The 25,379-nt window shown below is 66.6% G+C and carries 26 protein-coding genes; 8 read left to right on the forward strand and 18 right to left on the reverse strand.

The window, feature by feature from the left end; all coding sequences use genetic code 11:
- Positions 1-30: 30 nt before the first annotated feature.
- The 12 genes from KEC55_RS26185 to KEC55_RS26240 all read right to left on the reverse strand — a co-directional run bounded on the left by KEC55_RS26185 (position 31) and on the right by KEC55_RS26240 (position 9,808).
- A complete protein-coding gene (locus KEC55_RS26185; RefSeq protein WP_282508010.1) occupies positions 31-951 on the reverse strand; it encodes an acetaldehyde dehydrogenase (acetylating) in 921 nt (306 codons plus the stop codon).
- A gap of 40 nt (positions 952-991) precedes the next feature.
- Positions 992-1,774, reverse strand: coding sequence for a 2-oxopent-4-enoate hydratase (gene dmpE, locus KEC55_RS26190; RefSeq protein ID WP_282508011.1), 783 nt, complete (start codon positions 1,772-1,774; stop codon positions 992-994).
- 27 nt (positions 1,775-1,801) lie between these two features.
- The gene (locus KEC55_RS26195; protein ID WP_282508012.1) at positions 1,802-3,313 is read right to left on the reverse strand and encodes a 2-hydroxymuconic semialdehyde dehydrogenase; all 1,512 of its coding nucleotides are present in this window, start codon (positions 3,311-3,313) and stop codon (positions 1,802-1,804) included.
- Between the two features lie 68 nt (positions 3,314-3,381).
- Positions 3,382-3,831: a GlcG/HbpS family heme-binding protein gene (locus KEC55_RS26200; RefSeq protein ID WP_282508013.1), complete on the reverse strand. Its 450-nt coding sequence runs from the start codon at positions 3,829-3,831 to the stop codon at positions 3,382-3,384.
- Between the two features lie 21 nt (positions 3,832-3,852).
- Entirely contained in the window at positions 3,853-4,797 is a 945-nt protein-coding gene (locus KEC55_RS26205; protein ID WP_282508014.1) for a catechol 2,3-dioxygenase, read from the reverse strand.
- Positions 4,798-4,815: 18 nt separating this feature from the next.
- Positions 4,816-5,172 (reverse strand): 2Fe-2S iron-sulfur cluster-binding protein, encoded by a 357-nt coding sequence (locus KEC55_RS26210; RefSeq protein WP_282508015.1) that lies wholly within the window; start codon positions 5,170-5,172, stop codon positions 4,816-4,818.
- 1 nt (position 5,173) lies between these two features.
- Entirely contained in the window at positions 5,174-6,238 is a 1,065-nt protein-coding gene (locus tag KEC55_RS26215) for an NADH:ubiquinone reductase (Na(+)-transporting) subunit F (RefSeq protein WP_282508016.1), read from the reverse strand.
- Positions 6,239-6,263: 25 nt separating this feature from the next.
- Positions 6,264-6,620: a phenol hydroxylase subunit P4 gene (locus tag KEC55_RS26220; protein WP_175022691.1), complete on the reverse strand. Its 357-nt coding sequence runs from the start codon at positions 6,618-6,620 to the stop codon at positions 6,264-6,266.
- A gap of 69 nt (positions 6,621-6,689) precedes the next feature.
- Positions 6,690-8,240 (reverse strand): aromatic/alkene/methane monooxygenase hydroxylase/oxygenase subunit alpha, encoded by a 1,551-nt coding sequence (locus KEC55_RS26225; RefSeq protein ID WP_282508018.1) that lies wholly within the window; start codon positions 8,238-8,240, stop codon positions 6,690-6,692.
- A 38-nt stretch (positions 8,241-8,278) separates the two neighbouring features.
- Positions 8,279-8,548 (reverse strand): MmoB/DmpM family protein, encoded by a 270-nt coding sequence (locus KEC55_RS26230; RefSeq protein WP_059684923.1) that lies wholly within the window; start codon positions 8,546-8,548, stop codon positions 8,279-8,281.
- A 35-nt stretch (positions 8,549-8,583) separates the two neighbouring features.
- Positions 8,584-9,579, reverse strand: a complete 996-nt coding sequence (locus tag KEC55_RS26235) for a phenol hydroxylase (RefSeq protein ID WP_282508019.1) — start codon at positions 9,577-9,579, stop codon at positions 8,584-8,586.
- Between the two features lie 16 nt (positions 9,580-9,595).
- Positions 9,596-9,808 carry a phenol hydroxylase subunit gene (locus tag KEC55_RS26240; protein WP_282508020.1) on the reverse strand — a complete coding sequence of 71 codons (213 nt, stop codon included), beginning with the start codon at positions 9,806-9,808 and terminating at the stop codon, positions 9,596-9,598.
- Between the two features lie 304 nt (positions 9,809-10,112).
- Here KEC55_RS26240 and KEC55_RS26245 point away from each other — a divergent pair, with 304 nt between their 5' ends.
- On the forward strand, positions 10,113-11,801 hold the full coding sequence (locus KEC55_RS26245) for a sigma-54-dependent Fis family transcriptional regulator (protein WP_282508021.1): 1,689 nt from the start codon (positions 10,113-10,115) through the stop codon (positions 11,799-11,801).
- Position 11,802: 1 nt separating this feature from the next.
- Complete coding sequence (locus KEC55_RS26250; RefSeq protein ID WP_282508022.1) at positions 11,803-12,543, forward strand: GntR family transcriptional regulator; 741 nt, start codon at positions 11,803-11,805, stop codon at positions 12,541-12,543.
- 13 nt (positions 12,544-12,556) lie between these two features.
- Here the strand turns inward: KEC55_RS26250 and KEC55_RS26255 are convergent, their stop codons facing one another.
- On the reverse strand, positions 12,557-13,381 hold the full coding sequence (locus KEC55_RS26255) for a phosphate/phosphite/phosphonate ABC transporter substrate-binding protein (protein WP_282508023.1): 825 nt from the start codon (positions 13,379-13,381) through the stop codon (positions 12,557-12,559).
- Between the two features lie 244 nt (positions 13,382-13,625).
- On the opposite strand from KEC55_RS26255, the gene KEC55_RS26260 reads away from it, so the two are divergent.
- A complete protein-coding gene (locus tag KEC55_RS26260; RefSeq protein ID WP_282508024.1) occupies positions 13,626-14,651 on the forward strand; it encodes a fatty acid desaturase in 1,026 nt (341 codons plus the stop codon).
- A 185-nt stretch (positions 14,652-14,836) separates the two neighbouring features.
- Positions 14,837-16,039 carry a benzoate/H(+) symporter BenE family transporter gene (locus KEC55_RS26265; RefSeq protein WP_282508025.1) on the forward strand — a complete coding sequence of 401 codons (1,203 nt, stop codon included), beginning with the start codon at positions 14,837-14,839 and terminating at the stop codon, positions 16,037-16,039.
- Between the two features lie 34 nt (positions 16,040-16,073).
- Here KEC55_RS26265 and KEC55_RS26270 read toward each other — a convergent pair whose 3' ends face one another.
- On the reverse strand, positions 16,074-16,961 hold the full coding sequence (locus tag KEC55_RS26270) for an NAD(P)H-binding protein (protein WP_282508027.1): 888 nt from the start codon (positions 16,959-16,961) through the stop codon (positions 16,074-16,076).
- Between the two features lie 295 nt (positions 16,962-17,256).
- The gene (locus KEC55_RS26275) at positions 17,257-18,174 is read right to left on the reverse strand and encodes an AraC family transcriptional regulator (protein ID WP_282508028.1); all 918 of its coding nucleotides are present in this window, start codon (positions 18,172-18,174) and stop codon (positions 17,257-17,259) included.
- A gap of 192 nt (positions 18,175-18,366) precedes the next feature.
- Here KEC55_RS26275 and KEC55_RS26280 point away from each other — a divergent pair, with 192 nt between their 5' ends.
- Positions 18,367-18,558, forward strand: a complete 192-nt coding sequence (locus KEC55_RS26280; protein ID WP_282508029.1) for a hypothetical protein — start codon at positions 18,367-18,369, stop codon at positions 18,556-18,558.
- 21 nt (positions 18,559-18,579) lie between these two features.
- On the opposite strand, the gene KEC55_RS26285 is transcribed toward KEC55_RS26280, so the two are convergent.
- On the reverse strand, positions 18,580-19,533 hold the full coding sequence (locus KEC55_RS26285) for a LysR family transcriptional regulator (protein WP_176048670.1): 954 nt from the start codon (positions 19,531-19,533) through the stop codon (positions 18,580-18,582).
- Positions 19,534-19,633: 100 nt separating this feature from the next.
- Between KEC55_RS26285 and KEC55_RS26290 the strand changes: the two genes are divergently transcribed.
- The 3 genes from KEC55_RS26290 to KEC55_RS26300 all read left to right on the forward strand — a co-directional run bounded on the left by KEC55_RS26290 (position 19,634) and on the right by KEC55_RS26300 (position 23,550).
- Complete coding sequence (locus tag KEC55_RS26290) at positions 19,634-20,992, forward strand: NAD(P)/FAD-dependent oxidoreductase (RefSeq protein ID WP_282508030.1); 1,359 nt, start codon at positions 19,634-19,636, stop codon at positions 20,990-20,992.
- Positions 20,993-21,316: 324 nt separating this feature from the next.
- The gene (locus tag KEC55_RS26295) at positions 21,317-21,751 is read left to right on the forward strand and encodes a phosphatase (RefSeq protein ID WP_282508031.1); all 435 of its coding nucleotides are present in this window, start codon (positions 21,317-21,319) and stop codon (positions 21,749-21,751) included.
- A gap of 179 nt (positions 21,752-21,930) precedes the next feature.
- Positions 21,931-23,550, forward strand: coding sequence for a histidine-type phosphatase (locus KEC55_RS26300; RefSeq protein ID WP_282508032.1), 1,620 nt, complete (start codon positions 21,931-21,933; stop codon positions 23,548-23,550).
- 24 nt (positions 23,551-23,574) lie between these two features.
- Here KEC55_RS26300 and KEC55_RS26305 read toward each other — a convergent pair whose 3' ends face one another.
- Positions 23,575-24,255: an alanyl-tRNA editing protein gene (locus KEC55_RS26305; RefSeq protein WP_282508033.1), complete on the reverse strand. Its 681-nt coding sequence runs from the start codon at positions 24,253-24,255 to the stop codon at positions 23,575-23,577.
- A gap of 36 nt (positions 24,256-24,291) precedes the next feature.
- Complete coding sequence (locus tag KEC55_RS26310) at positions 24,292-25,317, reverse strand: sterol desaturase family protein (RefSeq protein ID WP_282511438.1); 1,026 nt, start codon at positions 25,315-25,317, stop codon at positions 24,292-24,294.
- Between the last annotated feature and the right edge of the window lie 62 nt (positions 25,318-25,379).

Here is a 25,379-nt window from a genome sequence, read left to right on the forward strand (position 1 = left end):
TTGTTCGTCCGGTCATGGGAGAAGCGCGCGTCAGGCTGCCTGCGCGGCCGGCTGGAGCGCGAGGCGGCCGGCCAGCAGTTCCTCGGCAAACATCTCGGCGGTACGCGCGGCGGCGGCCGTCATGATGTCGAGGTTGCCCGCGTATTTCGGCAGGTAGTCGCCGAGGCCTTCGACCTCGAGGTAGATCGACACGCGGTTGCCGTCGAACACCGGCCCGTTGACGAGCCGGTAGCCGGGCACGTAGCGCTGCACGTCGGCGATCATCGCGTGCACCGATTCGACGATGCGCGCTTCGTCGGGCGCGCTTTCCGTCAGGCAATGCACGGTGTCGCGCATGATCAGCGGCGGGTCGGCCGGATTGATCACGATGATCGCCTTGCCGGCCTGCGCGCCGCCGACCTGCGCGACCGCCGCCGCCGTCGTGCGCGTGAACTCGTCGATGTTCTTGCGCGTGCCGGGGCCGACCGAGCGCGACGACACGGTCGCGACGATCTCGCCGTACGCGACAGGCTGCACGCGGGACACCGCGCGCACCATCGGGATCGTCGCCTGGCCGCCGCACGTGACCATGTTCACGTTCATCTCGCCGGAGCCGATGTGATCCTTCAGGTTCACGGGCGGCACGCAGTACGGGCCGATCGCGGCCGGCGTCAGGTCGATCATCAGCACGCCGAGCGCGTTGAGCTTGCGGCTGTTCTCCGCGTGCACGTAGGCGCTCGTCGCGTCGAAGGCGATCTGCACGCCGTCGGCCTGCACGTGCGGCAGCAGGCCGTCGACGCCTTCCGCGGTCGTCTTCAGCCCGAGTTCGCGCGCACGCTTCAGGCCGTCGGAATCGGGATCGATGCCGACCATCCAGACGGGTTCGAGCACGGGGCTGCGCATGAGTTTGGCGAGCAGGTCGGTGCCGATGTTGCCGGGGCCGATCAGCGCGCAACGGATCTTTCGGGTCATGGGGATGTCCTCGTTTGCGATTGAATGGGAACGGCGCCGCTCACGCGAACCGCACCGAACACGCGCCGATCCCGCCGATCGACACGCGAAAGTTGTCGCCGGGCCCGGCCGGCGCCATCGCGGCCAGCGCGCCGGACAGGATCACCTCGCCGGCCTTCAGCGGAATGCCGAGGCGGCCGAGCGTATTGGCGAGCCACGCGACGGCGTTCACCGGCGAGCCGAGCGCGGCCGCGCCGGCGCCGGTGCCGATCACGTCGCCGTTCTTCTCGAGCACCATCCCGCAGGTCGAGAGATCGACGCGGCGCGTGCTGACCGCCTGGTCGCCGAGCACGAACACGCCGCACGACGCGTTGTCGGCCACCGTGTCGCCGATGCGGATCTTCCAGTCGCGAATGCGCGAATCGACGATCTCGAAGCACGGCATCACGCATTCGGTCGCGGCCAGCACCATCGCGTTCGTCACGCCAGGGCCGAGCAGGTCGCGCTTCAGCACGAACGCGATCTCGCCTTCGGCCTTCGGCTGGATCAGCGTGTCGAGCGCGATGCACGCGCCATCGCCAACCACCATGCCCGACAGCAGGTAGCCGAAATCGGGCTGGTACACGCCGAGCATGTCCATCACGGCTTTCGACGTGACGCCGATCTTCTTGCCGATGACGGTCTCGCCGGCGTCCAGGCGGCGCTGCACGAAGCGCTGCTGGATCCGGTACGCGTCGTCGACCGACAGGTCCTCGTGCTGGGACGTCAACGGCGCGACGGGCGCGCGCGACACCATCGCGTCGTACAGACGATCGCCCAGCGTGGTAATCAATGTGGAGTCCATAAGCGTTTTCCGGTCGGTAACAGGGGATCAAAGCTTGATGCAGACGTTGCGGAGTTCCGTGTAGAACTCGAGCGAATGCACGCCGCCTTCGCGGCCGATACCCGATTGCTTCGCGCCGCCGAACGCGGTGCGCAGGTCGCGCAGGAACCACGAGTTGACCCACGCGATGCCGACGTCGATCGACGCGGCGACGCGATGCGCGCGGGCCAGGTTGGTCGTCCAGATGGCGGTCGACAGCCCGTACACGTTCGCGTTCGCGCGACCGATCACCTCGGCTTCGGAGTCGAACGGCATCACGAGCGTGCACGGGCCGAAGATTTCTTCGCGCGCGATCGGCGAATCGTCGCCGAGACCGATCCAGATCGTCGGCTGCACCCATGCGCCGCCGCGCAGATCGTCCGGCAGGTCGGGCACGCCGCCGCCCGTCACGACCGTCGCGCCGAGTTCGGTCGCCTTGCGGTAGTACGACAGCACCTTGTCGCGGTGTTCCTGGCTGATCAGCGGGCCGATGCCGGTCGTGTCCGCTTCCGGGCGGCCCGGCCGCAGCGCTTCGGCGCCGGCCTTCAGCGCGGCGACGAAACGCTCGAACAGCGGGCGCTCGACGTACACGCGCTCGGTGCCGAGACACACCTGCCCGGCATTCGCGAAGCACGAGCGCAACGTGCCCTCGACGGCCGCATCGAAGTCGCAATCGGCGAACACGATCGCCGCATTCTTGCCGCCCATCTCGAGGCTGACGGGCCGCGCGCCGTCGGCGGCCGCCTTCATGATCGCCGCGCCGGTGCGCGTCTCGCCGGTGAACGTAATCGCATTCACGCCGGGATGGGTCGTCAGGAATTCGCCGGCCGAGTCGGGCCCGAAGCCGTGCACAACGTTGTAGACGCCGCGCGGCACGCCCGCCGCGTTCATCACTTCGCCGAGCAGCGCAGCCGTCTGCGGCGTTTCCTCCGACGGCTTCACGACCACCGTGTTGCCGCACGCGAGTGCCGGCCCGACCTTCCACGTCATCAGCAGCAGCGGCAGGTTCCACGGGCAGATCACGCCGACCACACCGACCGGGCGGCGAATCGCGTAGTTGAGCGCGCCCGCGCCGTCCGGCGTCGCCATTTCGAAGCTTTCGCCTGGCACGTTCTTCACGATGTCCGCGAATACCTTGAAGTTCGCCGCGCCGCGCGGGATGTCGATATGGCTCGCGAGGCTCACCGGCTTGCCGGTGTCGGCCACTTCGGCTTCGAGAAAATCGTCGAAGCGGCGCGTGATGCCATCGGCCACCGCGTACAGGATCTCGACGCGCTGTGCGACCGTGAGGCCGCCCCACGGCCCCGACAGCGCCGAGCGCGCCGCGTGGACGGCCGCGTCGACGTCGGCGCGGCTCGCTTCGGCCACGCGCGCGATCACCGCGTCGTCGAGCGGCGAGCGCTTGTCGAACCAGCGTTCTCCGGCGCGATAGCTGCCGTCGATGAAATTGCGGACGAGCCGCACGTCCGGCTGCCCGCCGGCGGGGCCGCGTGTCGCGGCGATGGGTTCGGTGTCGTACATGATGTGTCTGCCGAGTGTCTTGAATCCGTGATCCGGTTGGTTCGTTTCGCGCGTTCGCGTGCCGTGCGTCATCGCGCGCCGAAGCCGGTGGCGGCGAGGCCCGCGTGCGCGCACTGCTCGTCCTGCGCCTCGCTGCCGCCCGACACGCCGATGCCGCCGATCCGCGTGCCGTCGTCGACGATCGGCAGGCCGCCGCCGAACGCGACGAAGCGTGCGCGCAATACGAGCCCCTGCCGCACCGCGTCCGAATGCGTGGCCAGCGCGTCGTGCCAGGCACCGGTCGGCACGCCGAAGCTCGCGGCCGTGTACGCCTTGTCGATCGCGATGTCGATCGAATGCAGCGGCGCGCCGGGCATCCGCACGAAGGCCGCAAGCAACCCCACCGCATCGACGACCGCGACGTTCACGCACACGCCGAGCCGTTCGGCCGCTTCTGCTGCCGCGTGCGCGGCGCGCGCGGCGGCCGGCCAGTCGATCGTGCGCATCTCGACGCTGCGGGTCGAATCATTCCGTGCCATGACGCAGTGCTCCTTCGCGGGTCAGGTGTAGACGGTCGTGAACGCTTCGTTCAGCTCGCCGGAGTGGAAGAAGATCCCGCGCCCAAGTTCGTCCTCGGTCCAGGTCGTGACCGGGCGATCGGGTTGCGCGAGATAGCCGAGCCCCGCGAAGGTTTCGTTGCGGTTGCCGCTCGGATCGAAGAAGTAGATGGTCGTGCCGCGCGTGATGCCGTGCCGCGTCGGCGCGACGTCGATCTTCACCTTGTTCTTCGCCATCACGTCGGCCGACTTCAGCACGTCGGCCCAGTCGTCGAGGAAGAACGCGATGTGATGCAGGCCGTTGCGCGGGCCGCCGACGAACGCGATGTCGTGCGGCGTCGAGCTGCGGAACATCCACGTCGCGGCGCGAATCGTGTTGCCCGGGCCGACCATCACCTGCTCGGCCAGATGGAAGTCGAGGCACTCGGCCATGAAGCGCGTGTTCTCCTCGACACGGTTCACGCCAGTCTCGGGATTCAACTCGCACATCAGCAGGCAATGGTCGAGCCAGTGCACGGCCGACCCCGGAATGTCGTCGGGCCATGGATCTGGATTCAGCGAACCGACGGCCGTGCCGACCTGCTCCTTCTGCGCGAACAGGCGCAGTTCATGCCCGCTCGGCAGCAGGAACCGCAGCTGGCGGCCCACGGCCGGCAGCGCGCCTTCCGGCAGCATCTCGGTCTTGATCCCGTACGCGTCGATACGCTGCTGCAGCGTGTCCAGGTCGGCATCGTGCTCGACCTTGTAGGCCGCATGCTTGAGCCCGGCCTGGTCGGACGGCGACAGGATCAGCGAATAGCGGTCCCATTCGTCCCAGCATTTCAGGTAGACGTTGCCAGCCGCGTCGCGCATCGTCTCCTGCATGCCGAGCACGCGTATGTAATGACGCAGCGCCGCTTCCATGTCCATCACCTTCAGATTGACATGACCAATACGCATCACACCCATGGTGAGTCTCCTCCTTGGTTACTTGTTGAGTTCCCGCATCCCGGCACAGGCCGAGCCGCAGAAAAACGGCTTCTTCAGCCGGCCGGCCACTTCCAGTTCGACGTCGCCGTCGGCCGTCACGCGGCACGCGAGCGCGTAGCCGTCGCCTTCCTCCTCGGCGCTCACGTGCGCGCGGCTGACCGGTCCGAGCTTGCGCACCGCGCCGCGCAGCACGCGCACCTTGCACACGCCGCACCCGCCGTTCAGGCAGCCGACCGGGATGCCGCGCCGGCCGAGCTTCGCCATGCCGGCCAGCAACGATTCGCCGGCGCCGCACGCGTAGCGCTCGTCGGTCTGCGCGATCGTCACCGTCGCGCACACGCGGCCCGCATCCATGTCACACCCGCCGGAACAGCGGGCTGCGCGTCTGTTGCGCGTCGGCCGCCGAAATGAACTTCTCGTGATAGATGTCGCGCTCGAACAGGCGCCCCTGCATCAGCGCGGTGATGCACGCGTCGATCATCGCGGGCGGTCCGCACAGGTAGGCTTGATGTCCGGAAAAATCGCCGTCGAAATGCGCCTTCGCGACGTCGTGCACGAAGCCGCTCGCGACGCCGTTACCCGCGTCCGATGCGCCTTCCGACAGCGCCGGCACGTACGTGAAATTCGGGTGACGTTCGGCCAGCGCGCGGAATTCGTCGTGGTAATAGAGCTCCTTCGCGTTGCGCTGACCGTAGACCAGCGTGATTGGCGTGGTGACGCCGCTCGCGAGCAGGTCGGCGATCATCGAGCGCGGGCTCGACAGCCCGGAGCCGCCGGCCATGAAGATCATCGGCAACGCGGCCGAGCGGCGCACGAAGAAGCGGCCGTACGGACCCGACAGCCGCACGCGCTCGCCGGTCGCCAGCTGCTCGTGCAGGTAGCCGGTGCCCAGGCCGCCCGGCACCTGCCGCACGTTCAGCTCGATCTCGCCGGTGGCGGCCACATCGGCCGGTGCGTTCGCGATCGAGAACGCGCGGCTCTGCCCGAGCCCGGGGATTTCAAGCTGCACGTACTGGCCCGCCTGGAAATGGATCGGCTGCGACAGCTTCAGGCGGATCGACTTGATGGTCGGTGTGAGCTGCTCGATGCGCGTGACGTCGGCCGCGAAGTCCTTGACCGGGATGATCTCCGCGTCGGGTTCCTCGTCGACGTCGGCCTCGATCACGGTGTCGGCCTGCAGCGTCGCGCAGCACGCGAGCGCCTTGCCTTCCTCTCGCTCGAAGTCCATCAGCGCGAACGGGTTCGCGTCGCCGAGATCGGTGTCGCCGTCGAGCACCGCGACCTTGCAGGTGCCGCACAGGCCGTGACAGCATGCGTGCGGAATGTAGATGCCCTGGCGCAGCGCTGCGTCGAGCATCGTCTGTCCCTCCTCGACCTCGATCGTGACGCCCAGCGGCTCGATGGTAAGTTGGTGGCTCATGATGGTTCGCTCATCCGCGTGGCGGTCAGAAGCTCGCGCCGCCGAGGCCGTCGAGGCCCGGCGTGCGGAAGCTGATCAGGTCCTTGTGCCCGAGGCCGTTGCCGGCGAGGCTCTTCGCTGCATCCGGCGCCCACGGCTCGCCGGAGCGAAACCACTCGACGCGATCCCAGTCGATCTTCGCGAAGTCCGGGTGGTAGCCGTAGACGGGCGGCAGCACGTCGCGCGCGAGCGCGCCGAACGGCAGGTCGGGCGGCAGCGGCAGGCAGAACGGCGCCGGGAACATCAGGTGGTCTTCCCAGCACACGTAGAGCAGCGGTGCCGGAAACTTCCCGACCGCGTCCTTGATCGGGAAGTCATAGGGTTTGAGCGCGATGACGGCCATGCTTGTCTCCTGTCGGCCGGCGTTCGCGCCTTCGCGCGTGCGCCGGTCTCGTTCAAGGTTGCGGATTGATCAGTTGCTCGTGGCCTGGCCACGCCATGCCGCGAAGTTCTTCTGGTCTTCCGAGCCGTCGAAATCGAGGTTGTCGCGGCCCATGCCCACCGCGTAGTAATCGAGTACGGCGGCAAGCGGATCGAAGCCTTCCGCGGTCGGATCCGCGTCGGGCGGGAAACAGTTGCCCTGGTGGATCTGATGCACCGGCAACCACGCCTGCACGTACTTCTGCGGCTCGTGATCGAAGATTTCCTTGCAGTGGTCGCTGCAGAAATGGAACTTGTTGCCGAGGTAGTCCGATTCGCGCGCGCCGATCTTCGTCGGGTTGCCGCGCTCGGTGAACAGCATCGGGATCTGGCAGGTCTGGCACAGCATCGGCAGCGTCTTCATGTAGAAGCGGTTGCCGGCCTTCGCCTGCTCGCCCCAGTAATCGAAGCGCGGGCGGTAGTAGCGGTCGAACGATTCCGGATACTTCGCGGACAGCCATGCCATCTCGTCCTCGCCCGGCACCCACGTATGGAATGCGGACGCCGCGTTGAAGCCGTAGAACGTCGACCACGCCTGGTGGCTGATGTGGTCCTTGCCTTCGCATGCGTCCTGCCAGCCCTTCGGCTCGCGGATCCCGTAGCGCGCGAGATCCTTGAACAGCGCGCCGCCGTTCTGCTCCGCGTACATCTCCCACGATTCGCGCCAGCTCATCACGCGCTTCGGCTGCATGTAGTCCATCATCATCGCGACGAGCGTCAGCAGCCGGTAGCCGCGCCAGAACCACTTGTCGATCCAGCGCTGCACGATCGGCACGTTGTCGGGATCCTGTTCGAGCAGGAACTTGATGCACTCGATGCCGAGCGTCATGTGGCGCGATTCGTCCGATTGCGCGGAGAAGCCGAACGTAACCGTCGACATGTCGCCGTTGTACGCGGCGCCCGACATGAACGGCACGAACAGCAGGTTCGTCAGCACGTATTCGAACGAGAAGCTCACGGCGGTCAGGAATTCGAACGGCCCCGACGAATACGCATCTTCGAAGAACGACTTCGGCACCGACAGGTACCAGACGCGATCGAACCAGTGGTTCGAGTGATGGAAGCCGTTGAAGAACTTGTTGTACGTCGACATCGCGTGCGTTTCGGTCTGGTAGTGCCGCAGCTCGTCGATCGACTGCATCTGGCACGCGATGCGCGCGCCCTCGCCGGTGAAATGCCGGCCGACGTGTGCGAAGCCGCGGTGCGCGAGGTATTCGAGCGGCGTCACGCCCTGGATGAACAGCTTCAGCGCGTTGATGTAGCGCGCGTCCGTCACGCCGAGGAACGCGTTGTTCTGCGTGAACGCGTCGATCACCGCGTACAGCTTCTTTTCCTTCTCGCCCTGGTATTTCCAGTACGCGTCCATCGTCAGGCGAAACGGGTCGACCCACTTGTCCCAGTCGTGGATCTTGATGCCCTCGTAGCGGTCATACGGGAAGACCTTGTCCATCGGCTGGTAGGTCGTTTCCCAGCCGAGGCCGCGCGTCATCGCCGCGTAGCGGTCCTTCAGGCCGAGCTTTTTCTTGAGCGTAGGCGTATCCATTCGTGTCTCCGGTGTTGTCGGTGTGAGGTGCGCGGCGTTCAGTGCGACCAGCTCAGCGTGAACTGGTCGTCGTCCTCGTCGATGTGGCCGGACAGCGTGATCAGGTTCACCTGCAGTTGCTGCAGGTCGAAGCGCGTGCCGGTCAGTTCCTCGATCGTTTCGCGGCGGATCGTCAGCCGGTCGGGCGAATCGATCTTGACCATGCCGGGCGACTCGACCACCGTCGCGAGCGGGTTGTCCGCGACGATCGCCTCGACGATCGGTCTGGACTCCTCATTGGCCTGGAAGGCGATGAATACGTTGGACATGCTGGTTTCCCTGTTTGATTGATTGACGCCCGTCGTCAGAACCCGATGCCGAGCTTCGCGATGCGTGCCTGGAACAGCTCGCGCACTTCGTCTAGCGCCGCACGGCCGTCGTCCCGCAACGCCAGCGCCGCCACCGGCGCGAGCGCCGCATCGGCCCGTGCGGACCAGTCGCGCGTCCAGCGCGCAAGCAGTGCGCGGTTGTCGTCCGATTCGGCCGCCATCGTCTTCACGACCGCGTCGATCCAGCGGGTCGATTCCGTGTGCCATTCGGGCATGAACGCGGTCAGCATCGCGACGGCCGAGCCGCCCGCGAGCGCGATCCGTTCGTCGACGAAGCGGTCGTATATGAGCGGATAAAGCAGCCCGTCGAGCGCGAGGTTCTGCGCGACGAACAGTTCGACCGGATCGGCGACGACCAGCGTGTCCTCGACGTAGCGGCGCAGCGGCTGCCACGCGGCGCCGGTCAGCCATGCCGCCTTGGCCGTGTCGAGCACGTCGGGCTCGGCCATCGCAAGCGCGAGACGCGTGAGGTACTGCGCGACGCCAAGGTTGTCCATCGCATGGAACATCGCGGGCGCGGTGAACGCGGTGCCGTAGCCGAGCGCGCAGACCTGCGCGTTGTTCATGTTCGCGCCCCACGCCGCGTGACGCAGCGGCACCAGCACGTCGAGTGCGTGCGCGGCGACGTCGTCACGCATCAGGCCGATCATCCGGCGCGATTCGACGAACTCGAAGTTCGCTTCCATCGTGTCCTGCTGGCGCGCCCGCGCGGTCGCCCACGACGCGTAGTAGAACTGGCGCGGATCCTTCAGCGCATACCAGCTCGCCATCCGGATTGCCGAGCGCGACGCGTCGAAGATTTCGTGATCGGGGTCCCACGTCGGCCGGTAATGGAAGTTCGCCTGGGGCTGCGCGCCCATCATGCCTTCCTGGTAGCGCGTCGCCGTCTTGTCGCCGCCGATGTGCTGCGCGACGTGCGCAAAGGTGTGCCGGAGCGGCTTGATGTCGACTGTCTTCAGCTCGATGGTCACTTCTTGCTCCTCAAGGTCATGGGTTCGCTTCGACGTCCAGCCGCGTGACCTGCTGTTCGCGGCAAAACGCGTCGAAGGCGGCAGGAGGCAACGTCAGCTCGACGCACAGCTCCGGCGCACCGCCGATCGACAGCTCGAATTCGACGAAGCCGCGTGAGTTCGTGCCGGTCACGCGGACGCACTTGCAGCCCGGGTCGAGCGGGGAAAGATCGGTGTCGGGTGGATTCATGTTCGGTGTCGCCTCCATGCCGTCCTTCAATGCAGCATCCGTGCCACGCACGACCGGTTTGGCAAAAAATCTCGATAATTCAGGGAAAGCCCTGACGCAAAGTTCGAATTCGCGATCCACAATGGCGGTTAACCAGAATGCAATCCGCGCCCGAACAATCGCGCCAAAGCCCAGATCAGACGGACCTCTTCATCATTTGATCAATCCGGTTTCGCGCATTTGATCAAATGATCAAACCGTCATGCACCCCGGGGCGCCGATTGTGGAAATTTCGAAAATCACGAGAAATCTCGACGGAGGAGACATGACACGGCCCAGCCTGCCCCCCTTGCCGCCGGACACCGACCTGCGCAAGCTGATCCATTTTTCGGCAAGCGACGGCCGCATCTGGCTCGCCGGCCAGCGGATGGTGCTGCTGCATGCCGGTGCACTGGCGACGCTGCGCCAGGAGCTGATGGAAAGCGTCGGGCCGGCGCAGACGCGGCGATTCTTTACCCGCGTCGGCTTCGCCGCCGGCGAACGGGACGCCGCGCTCGCGCGCGAGATCCGCAGCGGCGCGTCGCTATTCGACATGTTTCATGTCGGCCCGCAGTTGCACATGCTCGAAGGGGCGGTGCAGGTCACGCCGCTGCGTTTCGAAGCGGATCCTGCGACCGGTGCGTTCTATTGCGAGTACCGGTGGGAGCACTCATGGGAAGCCGACGTGCACCGCCGCACGTTCGGCCCGCAGCCCGAGCCCGTGTGCTGGATGCTGATCGGCTATGCAACCGGCTATACGAGCGCGTTCATCGGCCGGACCATCCTGTTCAAGGAAACGTCCTGTGTCGGCATGCACGATCCGCACTGCACGATCGTCGGCAAGCCGGCCGACGAATGGCCCGATGCAGAGGAAATTTCATCATGGTTCAAGGCCGATTCGCTGATCAATACGATCCGCGACCTGCAGACCGAGGTCGAATCGCTGCGCCTCGAGATCGCGCCCGACGACAGCCGGACGCGGCTTGTCGGGCGCTCCGATGCGTTTCGCGCCGCGTACGCGCTGCTCGAGACGGCCGCGCCGACCAAGGTCGCCGTGCTGCTCACCGGTGAGACGGGCGTCGGCAAGGAGCGGTTCGCCCGCGCACTGCACAGCCTCAGCCCGCGCGCCGCGAAGCCGTTCGTCGCGATCAACTGCGCGGCGATTCCGCACGCGCTGATCGAATCGGAACTGTTCGGCGCGGAGAAAGGCGCGTTCACGGGCTCGCAGGCCGCCCGCGCCGGGCGCTTCGAGCGTGCGAACGGCGGCACGCTGTTCCTGGACGAAATCGGCGAACTGCCGCTCGACGTGCAGGCCAAGCTGCTGCGCGTGCTTCAGGAGGGCGAAGTCGAGCGGCTCGGCGCGACGGAAGGCAGGAAGGTCGACGTGCGTGTCGTCGCGGCGACCAACCGCGACCTCGAACAGGCCGTGCGCGACGGCACCTTTCGCGCGGATCTCTACTACCGGATCAACGTCTACCCCGTACTGATTCCGCCGCTGCGCGACCGGCAGGACGACATCGCGCTGCTCGCCGACGCGATGCTGGAACGCTTCGCGTCGCTGCACGGCAAGCCGGCGCCCACGCTGACCGACTATGCGTATGACGCGCTGCGCGGCTACCGGTGGCCCGGCAACGTGCGCGAGCTCGAGAACCTGATCGAACGCGCGGTGATCCTGTCGCGCCCCAACCGGCCGGTCGACGCGAAGGACCTGTTCCCCGGCGTCGGGCTGCCCGGCGGCGCGACGGTCGACCGTGCGGGGCAGATCCGGCCGGCGGCCGCACTGTCGATCGACTGCACGACGCTCCTCGACCAGCTGCAGGGCGGCGGCGGGCTCGACGGCCTCGAACGCGCGCTGCTGCATGAAGCCGTCGACCGCGCGAACGGCAACCTGTCGGCTGCCGCACGCCTGCTCGGCCTGACGCGCGCGCAGCTCAGCTATCGCCTCAACCGCAAACAGGATCAGGAGGACGCGTAACATGAACACCATCCTGCCCGTGCACCCTTTCGCCGACACGCCGCCCGACGACACGTCAGCAACCGACGATAGCGTCGAGCCGCATGCACGCACGCTCAGCGAGCATGCCTACCATCAGCTGCGCCAGCACATCATCGAAGGCCACTACCCGCCCGGCGCGAAGCTGCGCGTCGAGCATCTGAAGAACGTGTACGGCGTCGGTGCCGGCACGCTGCGCGAGGCGCTCACGCGGCTCGTCAGCGATGCGCTGGTCGTCGCCGAAGGGCAGCGCGGCTTTCGCGTGACGCCGATGTCGGTCGACGATCTCGAAGCGATCACGCGGCTGCGCATCCACATCGAGGTCGATGCATTGCGCGAATCCGTGCGACGCGGCGATGATGCATGGGAACAGCGCGTGCGCCACAGCTTCGAGATGCTGTCTGCATGGGAGCAACCGGTGTCGATCGCGCACCGGACCGCGTGGGAAGCCTGCAACCGGCGCTTTCACGAAGCGCTGATCTCCGCCGCCGCGACGCCCTGGACCTACCTGATCCTGCGGATGCTGTCGCAGCAAAGCGAACGGTACCGGCGCGTGTGCATCGGGCTCGGCGATTCGAAGCGCGACGTGCATGCGGAACACACGTGCCTGTTCGACGCCGCAATGCGGCGCGCGGATGCCCGCGCGGCACTCGCGCTCGAGGACCATATCGGCACGACGCTCGCGGTGGTGCGCAACGCCCCGCCCGGCACGCTGCCGTTCTAGCGCTTCACGGCGCTCAGGCCAGCTCGGGATAGCCGCACGCGGCCGCGCCCTGCGCGAACCGTGCGATCGTGTCGTAGTCGGCCGGTAGCAGCCGTTCGAATCCCTTCAGCCTCAGCACGCGCGCTCGTTCCGCGTCGGCGGCCACTGCTCGATCGAGCGCGTCCCGCAACGCGCCGACCTGTGTTTCCGGCAGCGCGCGCGATGCGATGAACGGCAATCCCGGCGCGCAAGCCGTCGCACCGATGATCCTGATGTCCTTCAGCAGATCGGGCAACGCGTCGCGGATATAAGCAAACGTCACGCAGTCGATCGACGCACAATCGGCATCGCCGGACGCCAGCGCACGCAGCACGTTCACGTGCGAGCCGAACGGCGTGACCGATCCGAAGAAACGCCCGTCATGCGCATGCGGCGCGACCGCGTGCCGGAATGCGTTCATCCCGCTGTGTGAATCCTCGCCGTTGAATGCGGCCCGCAGCCCGCGACAGGCGGCGAGCGTCGTCGCGCCGCCCGCATGCACGCGGGCCGACACGACCAGCACGCTGCTGTAGCGCGCCCCGTCGCAACCGTCCGCGTCAAAAGCGGGCGTTGCGATCAAACGCACGGCGTCGCGCAAACCGAGCATCCGGTACGGGTAGCCGCAGGTCTGCGACAGCAGCAGATCGTCGCGCCGCCACAGCGCATGCAGGTCGTCGAACGGCGCGTCGGGCAGCGCGACGCCGGCCGGGCCACCTGCCTTCACGAACGCATCGAGCGCATCGCGCAACAGCGCGCGCCACAGAGCGGCGTGGCGCGGCGTCACGTTGTACATCGGCAGTACTGCGATCGATGGGTTCATGCGGGCATTCTACGCACCGGCGGCGGTCCCGATGCTTATCGGCCGCACGTCGATAAGCAAATACGAATCGATTGGTTGGCCGTGCCGCGCCCGCCGGGTACCGTTCGAAGGCCTGCCGGCGCCGCCATCGTGCGCGATGCCGGGCAGGCCGACCGTGATCCGCGAGACACCTGCGCACCCGGGCCGAGCGCCCCGGTTCTACCGCTCGTTCCCCGCACTGCCCGATCCATCCCGCGTCAACACCATGGCCGAATACTTCGACGTCGATCACGCGCGCGCCATTGCCGCACTCGACGCCCGCTTCACCGCCCGCACCGAGTGGCCGACCTGGCTGCTGGTCGCCGTCATCTACGGCGGCTGGCTTGCCGTGCTGCTGCTCGTGCGCGACGGGCACCTGTCGCTCGCGGCCGCGACGCCGCCGCTGATCCTGCTCGGCGCGTGGCATATGTCGCTGCAGCACGAGCTGCTGCACGGCCATCCGACGCGTTCCGCGTTCGTGAACAAGCTGCTTGGCTATCCGCCGCTGACGGTCTGGTATCCGTACACGCTGTATCGCGACACGCACCTCGACCATCATCGCGACGAAGACCTGACCGTGCCGGGCATCGATCCGGAAACGAACTACGTGACGCGCGAACGCTGGGCGCAACTGCCGCGCTGGCGCCGTGCGCTGACGGTCGCGCGCAAGACTTTCATCGGACGAATCGTCGTCGGGCCGCCGCTCGCCATCATCGCGACGGTCGCCGATTCGGTCGCCGCGTTCCGGCGCGGCGACTTCCGCTATCTGCCGATGTGGATGACGCACGTTGCCTGCGTGGTCGTACTGCTCGCCTGGTTGCAATGGGCGATCGGCGTGCCGTGGTGGTACTACCTGCTGGCCATCACGTGGCCCGCGCTGTCGCTCGCGATGATCCGCTCGCTGTACGAGCATCGCGCCGCGCGGCACCCGAAGGCACGCATCACGATCAACGAGGCCGGCTTCGCGATGCGGCTGCTGTACCTGAACAACAACTACCACCTCGTTCATCACGACCTGCCGAAGCTGCCGTGGTACGACCTGCCGCGTGCGTACCGGATGCGACGCGACGCGTATCTGAAGAAATGCGGCGGCTTCGTGATCCGCGGCGGGTACCGCGAGTTGCTCGCGCGCCACGCGTGGACGCCGACCGATACGCCCGTGCATCCATTCGACGAAGGCACGGCATCGCTGTCGACGGGGAGCGGCGTGAAGGTGGCCGTGGTCGACACGGTGCTGCAGATCAGTACGTGACGCCCGGCAGAGCCATCGGTCCACCGACGTTGGCGCCAATCCTTACGAAATGCCGACAATATCGTTCTTCGCCGGCGAATTGCCAATTGCGCCGGCAATGCCCAGAATGACGGCTCATCCGGGGCTTCCAACAATCATTCGCCCCGGCTCTGCCTCGCGGCCGCGCGCCGCATTCCCCGACGACGATGCAACCGAACTCCCCGCCCGGCACGATCCGAACGATCGGCAACGACTGGTCCGTTTCCGCGATCACCGCGGGCTTTCTCGCTGTACTGATTTCCTACGCGGGCCCGCTCGCGATCTTCTTCCAGGCGTCGCAGGCCGCGCACGCGTCCAATGAAATGGTGTCGTCGTGGGTCTGGGCGATCTCGATCGGCGCGGGCGTATCGGGCCTGTTCGCGAGCTGGAAGATGAAGGTGCCGATCATCACCGCGTGGTCGGCGCCCGGCACCGCGCTGCTCGTCGGCCTGTTTCCGCAACTGACGCTCAACCAGGCCGTCGGCGCGTACATCACGGCCGCGCTGATCATCCTGCTGATCGGCGTGACGGGCTATTTCGACCGGCTCGTGCGCCACATTCCGCGTGGCATCGCGTGCGGGATGATGGCCGGCATCCTGCTGCCGTTCGGTATGCATGCGTTCTCCGCGGCGTCGGATCAGCCCGTGCTCGCCTTCGGAATGATCGCGGCCTACGTGATCTTCAGGCGCCTGCTGCCGCGCTACAGCATCGTGCTCGTGCTGCTGACGGGCGCCGCGCTCGCGACGCTGCTCGGGATGACACATCTCGGCAACGTGTCGCCGAGCATCGCGCGCCCGATCTTCATCGCGCCCGAATGGACGCTCGGCACGACGCTCAGCCTCGCGTTGCCGCTCGTCGTCGTGAGCCTCACCGGCCAGTTCCTGCCGGGGATGACCATCCTGCGCGTGTCCGGCTATCACACACCGGCGCGCCCGATCATCACCGCGACCAGCGTGGTGTCGCTCGTCGTCGCCTGCTTTGGCGGAATCACGATCGTCGTTGCCGCGATCACCGCGGCGCTGTGCACCGGAAAGGACGCGCACGAGGATCCGGACCGGCGCTACATCGCCGGCCTCGCGAACGGCGCGTTCTACCTGATCGGCGGGCTCTTCGCGGGCACGATCGTCACGGTGTTCTTCGCGCTGCCGAAGGCGTTCGTCGCGATCCTCGCGGGGCTCGCGCTGATCGGTGCGATCGGCGCGAACGTGCACGGGATCTTCGAGGACGAGAACCACCGCGAAGCGTCGGTGATCACGTTCCTCGCGACCGCATCGGGGATGACGTGGCTCGGCCTCGGCTCCGCGTTCTGGGGAATCGTGATCGGGTCGCTGTCGTATGCGGTGCTGAACAAGGTGCGGCGGGCGGCGTGATGTCTGTCACGTACACCACGCGCTGCCGCTTCGATCAGCGTGCGTGCTGGCGCACCAGTTGCGAGAGTCCATCTACCGGCGGCGTCGTCCCGTAAGCGCGTTCCGAAACGCCCGCCTCGACGTCGATCTCCCCGGCGTTGTGCACGTCGTACAGATCGACGATCAGTTGTGCATGGCGTTCGCTGAGCCCGGCGCGCAGCAGCGTCGCATTCCACGTGTCGCGCGGCAGCTCATGCGCGACGATCGAGCGGCCGGCCGCCGCGCCGAGCGTATCCGCGATTGCCGTCACGCTCACCCGCCGCGGCCCTTCCACGCTGACGATGCGCGGTCCGTTGCCACCTTCCGGTGCATCGAGCAGCAGCCGCGCCGAGACGACACCCACGTCGGGCGCCCAGACCGTCGGAAATACCTTGTCGACCGGATGGTGGAAGCTCGGCAGCACGCCCGTGCCAAGCGCGACCGGCAGCACGCGCGCCCAGTTCTGCAGATGCTCGGCGGAACGCAGCAGCGTCAGCTGCGTCGGGATCGTCTTCAGCCGTTCCTCGAAATGATGAAACAGGCGGGTGATGCCGGTATTGCCATCGCGCTCCGCGCCGTAGTCCGATAGCGCGAGCAGTGCCGGCGGCGGGTTCGCGGCGAGCGCGGCGGCGGCCACATCGATCGTTCGCGTCATCGTCGCGGCGGGATCGGGGTCGGCGACCGGCACCGGGCACAGGATCTGCACGGCCTGTGCGCCATCGATTGCTGCGGCGATTGCATTCGCATCCGTCAATTCCGCGATCGCGACATCGCAGCCGAGTTGTACGAAACGGTCACGATGGCGTGCGTCGTGCAACACCGCGCGTACGGAATGACCTGCGTTGCGCAAGGTCGTCACGGTCGACAGGCCGACGTTGCCTGATGCTCCGAAGATCACGAACACGATTCGCTCCTGGGGGATGAAGGTGTCGTGATTGTCGGGTTGTGCGATCAGGACGGCGCTCAGGGAGGGATGAATCGAGCAGGAAAGGATGACGAGTTGAATGGCCGTGCCATGCGAGCGGCTCGTTGCAACACCTGTCACCCCGGATCGTACGATCTGCCAATCATGAGACGTTGCACTTCAGCAGCCCCCTCGAGACAGAGAAGATGAGCGTGGCAATTGTCCAGCAGCCTGTTGGACAATTACCTTCGGATCAAACGCGATATCACGTATCCGAATCCGTGCCATCGCGTCGTTATGTCCCGCTTCCGCCGCCCTCTCCGTCATAAGCCAGCCGCAACCCGCCCCGCGCGCCCGACCGCGCAATTTCCGTCGGCGTCGCACCCAGCACGCGATTCATCCAGTTCGCCATATGACTCTGGTGTGCAAACCCGGCTTCCAGCGCAATCTGGCTGATACTGAGCCGGCCTTCAAGCAGCAACGCCTTCGCCCGCTCCACCCGGCGCCGCACGACGTACTGGTGCACGGGCATCCCGAGCGTTTCGCGGAACAGCACCTTGAAATGCGGCACGCTGATCGACACGAGCGCCGCGAGTTCGGCCAGCGTCATGCGCCGGTCGAGGTTCGCTTCGACGTAGTCGATCACGCGCGCGGCCGCCTTCGGTGCAAGCGTGCGCCTGCGTTCGCGGAACGCGGGCTGGCCGTCGACCAGCCGCGCGACGAGCGCCGTGCACAGGCTTTCCGCGTAGAGCGGATCCGACGCGTCTTCCGCTTCGAGCTCGGCGGCCATCGCCCATGCGATGTGCTGCAGGCGCGGGTCGCGCACCTGCAGCCGGCGACGGATCTGCGCCTGCGACGGCTTCAGTTCGAGTTGCTCGACGGTGCGCCGCACGAACGTGTCGCTGAGCATGATGTGCAGGATCCGGCAGTCGGCGCTGTCGGTCCACTGGCCGGGCAGGCCGGCCGGAATCACGTCGACGTCGCCGTGCGCCTGGATGCGCGACACGCGCTCGCCGTCGCACACGCAATCCGCACGAACCGGCGAGCCGATATGCACGCCGATCCGGTGATGCTCGGCTGCCGGAATCCGGTAGGTGCCCGCGCGGATCTCCAGCAGCGACGCGCCAAAGCCCTGCCAGCCGAGCCCGCGGCTGGAGCGCAGGCTGACCGGGACGCCGTTGTCCGCCGGCGCCGCGAGAATCGCATCGCTCATGGCCTTCCTCCCGTGGATGGGGATGTCGAACGCGCATTGTGACGCGTTTTCAGCCCGCCTGCCGGGCAGCCGGCGGCGCAACCGGGTCGAGCAAAAAAGATCATCCGTTTCTGCTCGGGGCCATCCTTGCGTGTGCGCCGGCCGGCGCCGCGGCGCTTACGATGGCCCCATCCGACACCTACGGAGACCGTCATGCCCCATTACTGCCCGCAACGCGCGGCGTTCATCGCGCGCTCGCCTTCCGCCGCCACCCGTCCGTTGTCCGGCCCCAGCGCCAACCGCACGGCCATCGCCACATGGTGCCTGCGCCTCGTGGGCTGGTACCGGCTCGAACGGCTGCTCGCGTCGATTCCCGACAGCAACGACGATTTCGGGCTCGTCTGACCGGTCGGTCAACGTATCCGCCTACTTGCGCCGCCGCTCGTGCGGCGCCACCGTCGCACCGTCGATCACCGGCGCGCCCTGCTTGATCAGGAAATCGCGGAACAGCCCCGTCACCTGCGAGATCCGCCGGTCGGCGAGCGTGACCACATACCATTCGCGTTCGATCGGGTTGCCGGGAAACGGCAGTTGCCCGAGCAGCCCGGTGCGCAGTTCGAGTGCACACGCGTGCAACGACAGGAACGCGATGCCGAGCCCGGCTTCGGCCATCTGCTTGATCGCCTCGTTGCTCGACAGTTCGGAGCCCACATGAAACCGGTGGCCCGCGTTCTTGAACAGGCTCTCGACGGTCGAGCGCGTGCCTGCACCGCGTTCACGCACGAGCAGGTGCGCGGATTCGAGATCCTTCAGCGCGACGCGCTTGCGCTGCATCAGCGGATGGCCGGGCGCCGCGACGAACACCATTGGATGCTTCGCGAACTCGACCGCATGCGTACGCAGCTCCTTCGGCGCGCTGCCCATCACCGCGAGATCGATTTCATGCGTAGCGAGCATGCGGATGATGTCGTCGCGATTTCCAACCTTGAAATAAGTCTTCACATGCGGACGCGTCGCGGTGAATTTCACGAGCAGCGGCGGGATCAGGTACTCGGCCGTCGTGATCGCGCCAATCCGCAGCGTGCCGCCGAGGTCGCCCGTCAACGCGGCCACTTCGTCGCCGGCCTCGCTCCACAGATGCAGGATCTCGCGCGCATAGCGCGACACGATCTCGCCGGCCGCGGTCAGCTGCACGCCGCGCCCCACCCGCTGCAGCAACGCGGCGCCCACGGCCTCCTCGAGCAGGCGAACCTGCAGCGACACGGCCGGCTGCGTCAGGTTCAGTTCCTCGGCCGCGCGCGACACGCTGCCGAGCCGCGCAATCATGTCCAGCGCCTTCAGTTGCCGGAACGTCGCGGTCTTTCCTATAAGTGAATACATATGAGTCGCTTATAAACATTAAATTGTTCGAGTGGGTTCGAAACTATATCGTCGGTTCTTGAGCAATGTCATCCGAATCGTCATTCAGCGGGAGCCCAACATGGACAACACCACGCCCAACCTTGCAACGGACCGCGCACCGCGCCTGCCGCGCATCGTGATCGTCGGCGGCGGCGCCGGCGGCCTGCAGCTCGCGACGCGTCTCGGCGACACGATCGGACGTCGCGGCCAGGCCGACATCGTGCTCGTCGACCGCTATCCGACGCACTTCTGGAAGCCGCTGCTGCACGAAGCCGCATCGGGCCATCGCGATCCGGCCTCGCACACGATCGAATACGCGGCGCAGGCCAAGCGCCACGGCTTCCGTTTCGTGCAGGGCGCGCTGCAGCAGGTCGACCGCGCGGCGCGCACCGCGACGATCGCGGCCGTGCACGATGCGGACGGCACCGAAGTCCTGCCGCAGCGCGAACTCGGCTACGACGATCTCGTGCTCGCCGTCGGCAGCGTGACGAACTTCTTCAACGTGCCGGGCGCCGCGCGTCATGCGCTGCCGCTCGAGAACCTCGACCAGGCCGAGGATTTCCGCCGCAAGTTCCTCGCGGCCTGCACGAAGGCGAATCACGCCGCAGAGCAGCAACCGGCGCGGCGCGCGGCGCCGATCTGCATCAACGTGATCGGCGCGGGCGCGACGGGCGTCGAACTGGCGGCCGCACTGCGGCACGCGGTCCAGCAACTGACGACGTACCGCTTCAAGGCGCTGGTGTCGGCTCGCGACGTGCACATCCGGCTGATCGAAGGCGGCCCGCGTATCCTGCCGGCGCTCGACGCGCGGCTGTCCGGCAAGATGCACGCACAGCTGCGCGCGCTGAACGTCGACGTGCTGACCGATACGCGTGTGGCGGAAGTCGGTGCGGATGCGGTGACGACCGCCACCGGCGAACGGCTCGCGAGCGACATCACGATCTGGGCGGCCGGCGTCGCCGGCCCCGCGATCCTGCGGGACATCGGCGAGCTCGCGCTCAACCGCTCGAACCAGGTGATCGTGACCGACACGCTGCAGACGCCCGACGATCCGCACGTGTATGCATTCGGCGACTGCGCGGCATGCCCGTCGACCGGTGCGAGCGGATTCCTGCCGCCGCGCGCGCAGGTCGCGCATCAGCAGGCCGTGTATCTGGTCAACGCGTTCGCACGGCGCATCGCCGGCAAGCCGGTGGCCGGCTTCACGTTCCACGATGCGGGCACCGTCGTGTCGCTCGGGCATGCGGGCGCCGTGTACCAGGCGGACATCAGCGTGCGTTCGCGCTCGCTGATCGTCGACGGGCTGGCGGCGATCGGGCTGTACAAGTTCCTGTATCGCAAGCACCTGTTCAGCGTGGTCGGCGTGAAGCGCGCGCTGTTCCAGTCGCTGAGCCACTGGCTGCAAAGCCGCAACCAGCCGTCGATCAAGCTGCACTGAGCGACCACTCTCACGCAGCATCGCACAACGGCATATCGGGCGGCCACCGCTCGATATGCCGTTTTTTTATATGCATATAACGGTTGCATCCACAACGTGCGCGAGTTTGGTGCATCACATCGAAGGCGGTCGATGCGATGCATGTCGCACGAAAAATGTCGAACGACACGCATCCCGCGCCGGCTCTGGCTCGCACCCGGATTCATTAGTGAAACCGTATGAGTCTAATAAAAATATTAATTGGTCGCGCTTTCCGCATCCCCGCTAAGGTGTGTGGCATTCCCGTCGGCGAACGGATCATCACGTCTCTGAAGAGGAATCACCGTGGTTATCGAAGCCATCGTCACCCGTCTCGACGCAGCATTCGCACAGATCGAAGCAACACCGGATTCACGCGAAGCGCGCCATCAGCGCGACGCGATCATCCAGTGGCTCGACCAGGCATCGGAAGAAGGATATCGGCTCGGTCTCGTCACGACACTGCCAGCCGCGCGGCTCAGCGACATGTTCGAAGGCCAGTTCGGCCGTGCGAACCTCGACCGCTTCTCGGTCGTCGTCACCGATGCCAATCAGCAGGACTCCGGATCAAATCAGCATCCTTTCGACGTCGCACTGCAGGCGCTCGGCGTGCCGCCCGAACGCGCGGTCGCGATCGCGAGCAGCGAACCGGAGCGCCGCGAAGCCGAGCATTTCGGCCTGTCGCGCTGCGTGAACATCACCGACACCGTGCGCTCGATCGCATCGGCCGGCCTGCACTGAGCGCCGGCACACGGGCCGGCAGCGGCCGGCCAGCATCGATCCGGCGGCAATCCGACGATTGCCCGACCACATCCTGACATTCTGCTGTCAAAGTTGCTTGCAACACTTCCGGGCTCGACCGAACTCTCCCGGAGATGGGACGACGCGAACGCGCAACGTCCCGTCCGCTGCTCGCCACGATGACACGCCCGACCCGCACCGCCGCCGCCCTCACGATTGCCTGCCTGCTGCTCGCCGCCTGTGGCGGCGACGACTCGACGCCGCCCGCCGCGTCGGCCGACAACGGCAGCACGACGCCCGCACCACTGCCACAGCCCAAGCCGGCACCGGCGCCCGCGACCTACTACCAGACGAAGACGCCGTACCGTCCGCAGCAGGACGCCGCGACGTACGAAGCGCCGCCCGCCGGCTATGCGCCGGTCTACACCGAACTCGTCGCGCGCCACGGCTCGCGCGGACTGTCGGGCTTCAAGTACGACGGCGCGATCTACGCGATGCTGATCAAGGCCGAGGCAGACGGCGCGCTGACCGCGCTCGGCGCGCAGCTCAAGGTCGACACGTACGCGATGATGAAGGCCAACGCGCTGCTCGGTTACGGCGTGCAGGGCATTTCGACGCCCGGGTACGGCAACCTCACGCAAACCGGCATCCGTGAACACCAGCAGCTCGCCACGCGTCTCGCGCAACGGCTGCCTGCGCTGTTCGCGGCGGGCAACCGGCAGGTCGTGGTCGTCAACTCGGGCCAGGATCGCGCGGTCGACAGCTCGACTTATTTCTCCGCGGCGCTCGTCGCCGCCCAGCCGGCACTGGCGCCGGCCATCACGCTGCCCGCCGCGCCGTCAGGCTATCCCGCGAACGCACCGGCCGCGCAGCCGGCCGGCACCAACCGCTTCCTGCTGTATTTCCACTCGCTGAAGCCAGCCACCGATCTCGTGACCGATGCAGGCGATCCGTACTACGCGACCTATCAGGCGAGCCAGGCGTACCAGGCCTATGCGAACGATGCGACGGTGGCCGCGAAGCTGAAGGCGATCAAGGCAGCGCCGCAGGCGGCCGACGTCGCGCAGACGGTGCTGTCCGCACTCGTGTCGCCGGCATTCATCGCGAAGCTCGGCACCGACGGCTACACGTTCGCGAACGCGGGCACCTATGCGTTCACGTCGCCGGACGGCAAGTTCACCAACACGCTGAAGGGCGACGGCAAGACGAAGATCGCGACAGCCGTCGATGCGGTGAACGTGCTGTACAACCTGTTGCAGATCGCACCCGCGATGACCGCGGAAACCGGCGGCGTCACGCTCGAGAAGTACATCGGCGCCGAGCAGGCGCAGTATCTTGCGTATCTGCAAGATGCCGAGGACTACTACCAGAAGGGGCCGGGCATCCAGGAGGCGAACCCCGTCACGTACCGGATGGCGAAAGTGCTGCAGGACGATTTCTTCGGCGAAGTCGACGCGATCGCGCGCGGCGACCTGACGCGCGCCGCGAAGCTGCGCTTCACGCACGCGGAAATCGTGATTCCGTTCGCGTCGGTCATGAACCTGAAGAACGTGTTCGTGCCGACGCCGCAGGCGCAGACGTTCACGTACGCGAACAATCCGTGGCGCGGCGACCAGGTGTCGCCGATGGCCGCGAACATGCAGTGGGATGTCTATCGCAACGGGACACGGCTCATCGTGAAGATGCTGTACAACGAGCGCGAGACGGATTTCCAGGCCGCATGCGACAGCGCGAAGATCACACCATCGAGCCACTTCTATGACTACGCGGGGTTGAAGCAGTGCTACGGGTATCAGTGATGCAAGCGTGACGAGCGGTGCGGATCACGCAAGCCGCATCGTCGCGCGCCCGCCTGCCGCCTGCGGGTCGAGCAGCATCACCTCGATCCGCTCCTTGCCCTTCCCGGTGTTCTTGCGCTTGAGCGTCAGCATGCCGATCTCGCCGGTCGTCGCCGGATGCGTGCCGCCGCATGCCATCGTCGCAAAGCCTTCGACCGTCCAGAAGCGACGTTGCGCGTCGACATCGCTGAAGTCGGTCACGATGCGCAGGTCGCGCTTCGACAGATCGGCCGCAGCCGCTTCGATCTCCGGAAACAACGGCGACAGGCTCATATCGCTCGCGAAGTCGATACGCGCCTTGTCCTGAGCAATATGCGCGCCGATGCGCTCGATACCGGGCCTGAGCCGGTAGACCAGTTGCAGCACCATTTCGGCCGCGAAGTGCAGGCGCATCAGCCGGTACCGGCGCGCCCAGTCGATGCGCCAGGTCACCGGATCCCCGACGCGCAGCGCATGGTCGTGCGGGAGCGTATAGACGATGTCGAGGCCCTGCTTCTCGGCGCGGACGACCGGATAGTCGCCCAGCGATCCCGCATCGCTTTCCTGGCCGCCTGAAAACGCGAAGAAAATGGTCGCATCCACCCGCACGCATTCGCCGTCGACATGCGTGACGACGCTATCCAGCGTGGTCCGGTAGGGATCGTCCCAGAATACTTTCCTTGTCATCGCCCGCCACGCCTTTCGCCGAGGAAAACCCCCAGCTTAGCCCGGGCGCGTCCCGGTGGCTTGTACGATCTTGCGCCCGGATCCCGTCGCGCCGCCGGCCGGCCCGGCACGCGGTGCCATTGCGCCTTCCTCGCCTTCCTCGCCCTTGCGCTCGACGCTCCACGTATGGATCGGCCGATGCCCCGGCCGCTCCCACTCGGGCGGCATCCACAGGTGTTTCAACCGCTGCAGAACCGGCCCGGGTGCGAGCACGTCGCGCCACATGTCGACGAACTCGTGCACGTTCAGAATCAGGAAGTTATACGAACGAATCTGCTGCGTGATCCCGTAGTCGACCGGTTCCGTTTCCTCGACATACGTGCCGAACATGCGATCGAAAATGATCAGCACGCCGCCGTAGTTCCTGTCGATATAGCGCGGATTGCGGCCGTGATGCGCACGATGGTTCGACGGCGTGTCGAACACGTACTCGAACCAGCGCGGCAGCCGCCCGATCGCTTCGGTATGCACGAAGTACTGGTACGCGAGATCGACCGCAAGCAGGAACAGCACGACGGCCGGCGGAATGCCGAGCCACACGGGCGGCAGATAGAACACGAACACGCCGACGAACGCGTTCAGCAAAGACTGCCGCATCGCCGTCGTGAAGTTCATCACTTCGCCGCTGTGATGCGGTACGTGCGCGGACCAGAACCAGCGCACGCGGTGCGACGTACGATGAAACCAGTAGTAGCAGAATTCCACGAGGACGAAGATCGGCACGATCGTGAAGCCGTTCACCGGCACGTCGAGCAGCCGGTGCCGATAGACCCACGCGAAGATCGCGCCCGTGAACAGGAGCCCCATCACGGTCTCGGCCACCTGATAGCCAGCGCCGAGCGACAGGTTCGCGACGATCTCCTTCCAGCGAAACGGTTCGCGGCGCCCGCGCCCGGTCATCACCGCATATTCGATCGCGAACGCGATCAGGAACACCGGCGTCATGCCGATCAGCAACACCTGCTTCCAGTCCACGTCGTTACCCAGGAACGCATGGAGCCACGTCATCAACTCGGTCGGCATGTCGGCAGCCTCGATCAGGAACTGCCGCGCAGTATGGTCGCGCACGGGTCAGCCCGCGTTGA

This window comes from Burkholderia cepacia (genome assembly GCF_029962485.1).
Classification (GTDB): Bacteria; Pseudomonadota; Gammaproteobacteria; order Burkholderiales; family Burkholderiaceae; genus Burkholderia.

Bases quoted from the DNA above. Each gene is read 5' to 3' on its own strand.
- KEC55_RS26195 (WP_282508012.1), bottom strand. From the start codon at position 3,313: ATGTACGACACCGAACCCATCGCCGCGACACGCGGCCCCGCCGGCGGG.
- KEC55_RS26280 (WP_282508029.1), top strand. From the start codon at position 18,367: ATGCCCCATTACTGCCCGCAACGCGCGGCGTTCATCGCGCGCTCGCCT.
- KEC55_RS26185 (WP_282508010.1), bottom strand. From the start codon at position 951: ATGACCCGAAAGATCCGTTGCGCGCTGATCGGCCCCGGCAACATCGGC.
- KEC55_RS26210 (WP_282508015.1), bottom strand. From the start codon at position 5,172: ATGGATGCGGGCCGCGTGTGCGCGACGGTGACGATCGCGCAGACCGAC.
- KEC55_RS26230 (WP_059684923.1), bottom strand. From the start codon at position 8,548: ATGTCCAACGTATTCATCGCCTTCCAGGCCAATGAGGAGTCCAGACCG.
- KEC55_RS26215 (WP_282508016.1), bottom strand. From the start codon at position 6,238: ATGAGCCACCAACTTACCATCGAGCCGCTGGGCGTCACGATCGAGGTC.
- KEC55_RS26250 (WP_282508022.1), top strand. From the start codon at position 11,803: ATGAACACCATCCTGCCCGTGCACCCTTTCGCCGACACGCCGCCCGAC.
- dmpE (WP_282508011.1), bottom strand. From the start codon at position 1,774: ATGGACTCCACATTGATTACCACGCTGGGCGATCGTCTGTACGACGCG.
- KEC55_RS26205 (WP_282508014.1), bottom strand. From the start codon at position 4,797: ATGGGTGTGATGCGTATTGGTCATGTCAATCTGAAGGTGATGGACATG.
- KEC55_RS26285 (WP_176048670.1), bottom strand. From the start codon at position 19,533: ATGTATTCACTTATAGGAAAGACCGCGACGTTCCGGCAACTGAAGGCG.
- KEC55_RS26245 (WP_282508021.1), top strand. From the start codon at position 10,113: ATGACACGGCCCAGCCTGCCCCCCTTGCCGCCGGACACCGACCTGCGC.
- KEC55_RS26300 (WP_282508032.1), top strand. From the start codon at position 21,931: ATGACACGCCCGACCCGCACCGCCGCCGCCCTCACGATTGCCTGCCTG.
- KEC55_RS26255 (WP_282508023.1), bottom strand. From the start codon at position 13,381: ATGAACCCATCGATCGCAGTACTGCCGATGTACAACGTGACGCCGCGC.
- KEC55_RS26225 (WP_282508018.1), bottom strand. From the start codon at position 8,240: ATGGATACGCCTACGCTCAAGAAAAAGCTCGGCCTGAAGGACCGCTAC.
- KEC55_RS26305 (WP_282508033.1), bottom strand. From the start codon at position 24,255: ATGACAAGGAAAGTATTCTGGGACGATCCCTACCGGACCACGCTGGAT.
- KEC55_RS26290 (WP_282508030.1), top strand. From the start codon at position 19,634: ATGGACAACACCACGCCCAACCTTGCAACGGACCGCGCACCGCGCCTG.
- KEC55_RS26200 (WP_282508013.1), bottom strand. From the start codon at position 3,831: ATGGCACGGAATGATTCGACCCGCAGCGTCGAGATGCGCACGATCGAC.
- KEC55_RS26265 (WP_282508025.1), top strand. From the start codon at position 14,837: ATGCAACCGAACTCCCCGCCCGGCACGATCCGAACGATCGGCAACGAC.
- KEC55_RS26240 (WP_282508020.1), bottom strand. From the start codon at position 9,808: ATGAATCCACCCGACACCGATCTTTCCCCGCTCGACCCGGGCTGCAAG.
- KEC55_RS26275 (WP_282508028.1), bottom strand. From the start codon at position 18,174: ATGAGCGATGCGATTCTCGCGGCGCCGGCGGACAACGGCGTCCCGGTC.
- KEC55_RS26260 (WP_282508024.1), top strand. From the start codon at position 13,626: ATGGCCGAATACTTCGACGTCGATCACGCGCGCGCCATTGCCGCACTC.
- KEC55_RS26220 (WP_175022691.1), bottom strand. From the start codon at position 6,620: ATGGCCGTCATCGCGCTCAAACCCTATGACTTCCCGATCAAGGACGCG.
- KEC55_RS26310 (WP_282511438.1), bottom strand. From the start codon at position 25,317: ATGCCGACCGAGTTGATGACGTGGCTCCATGCGTTCCTGGGTAACGAC.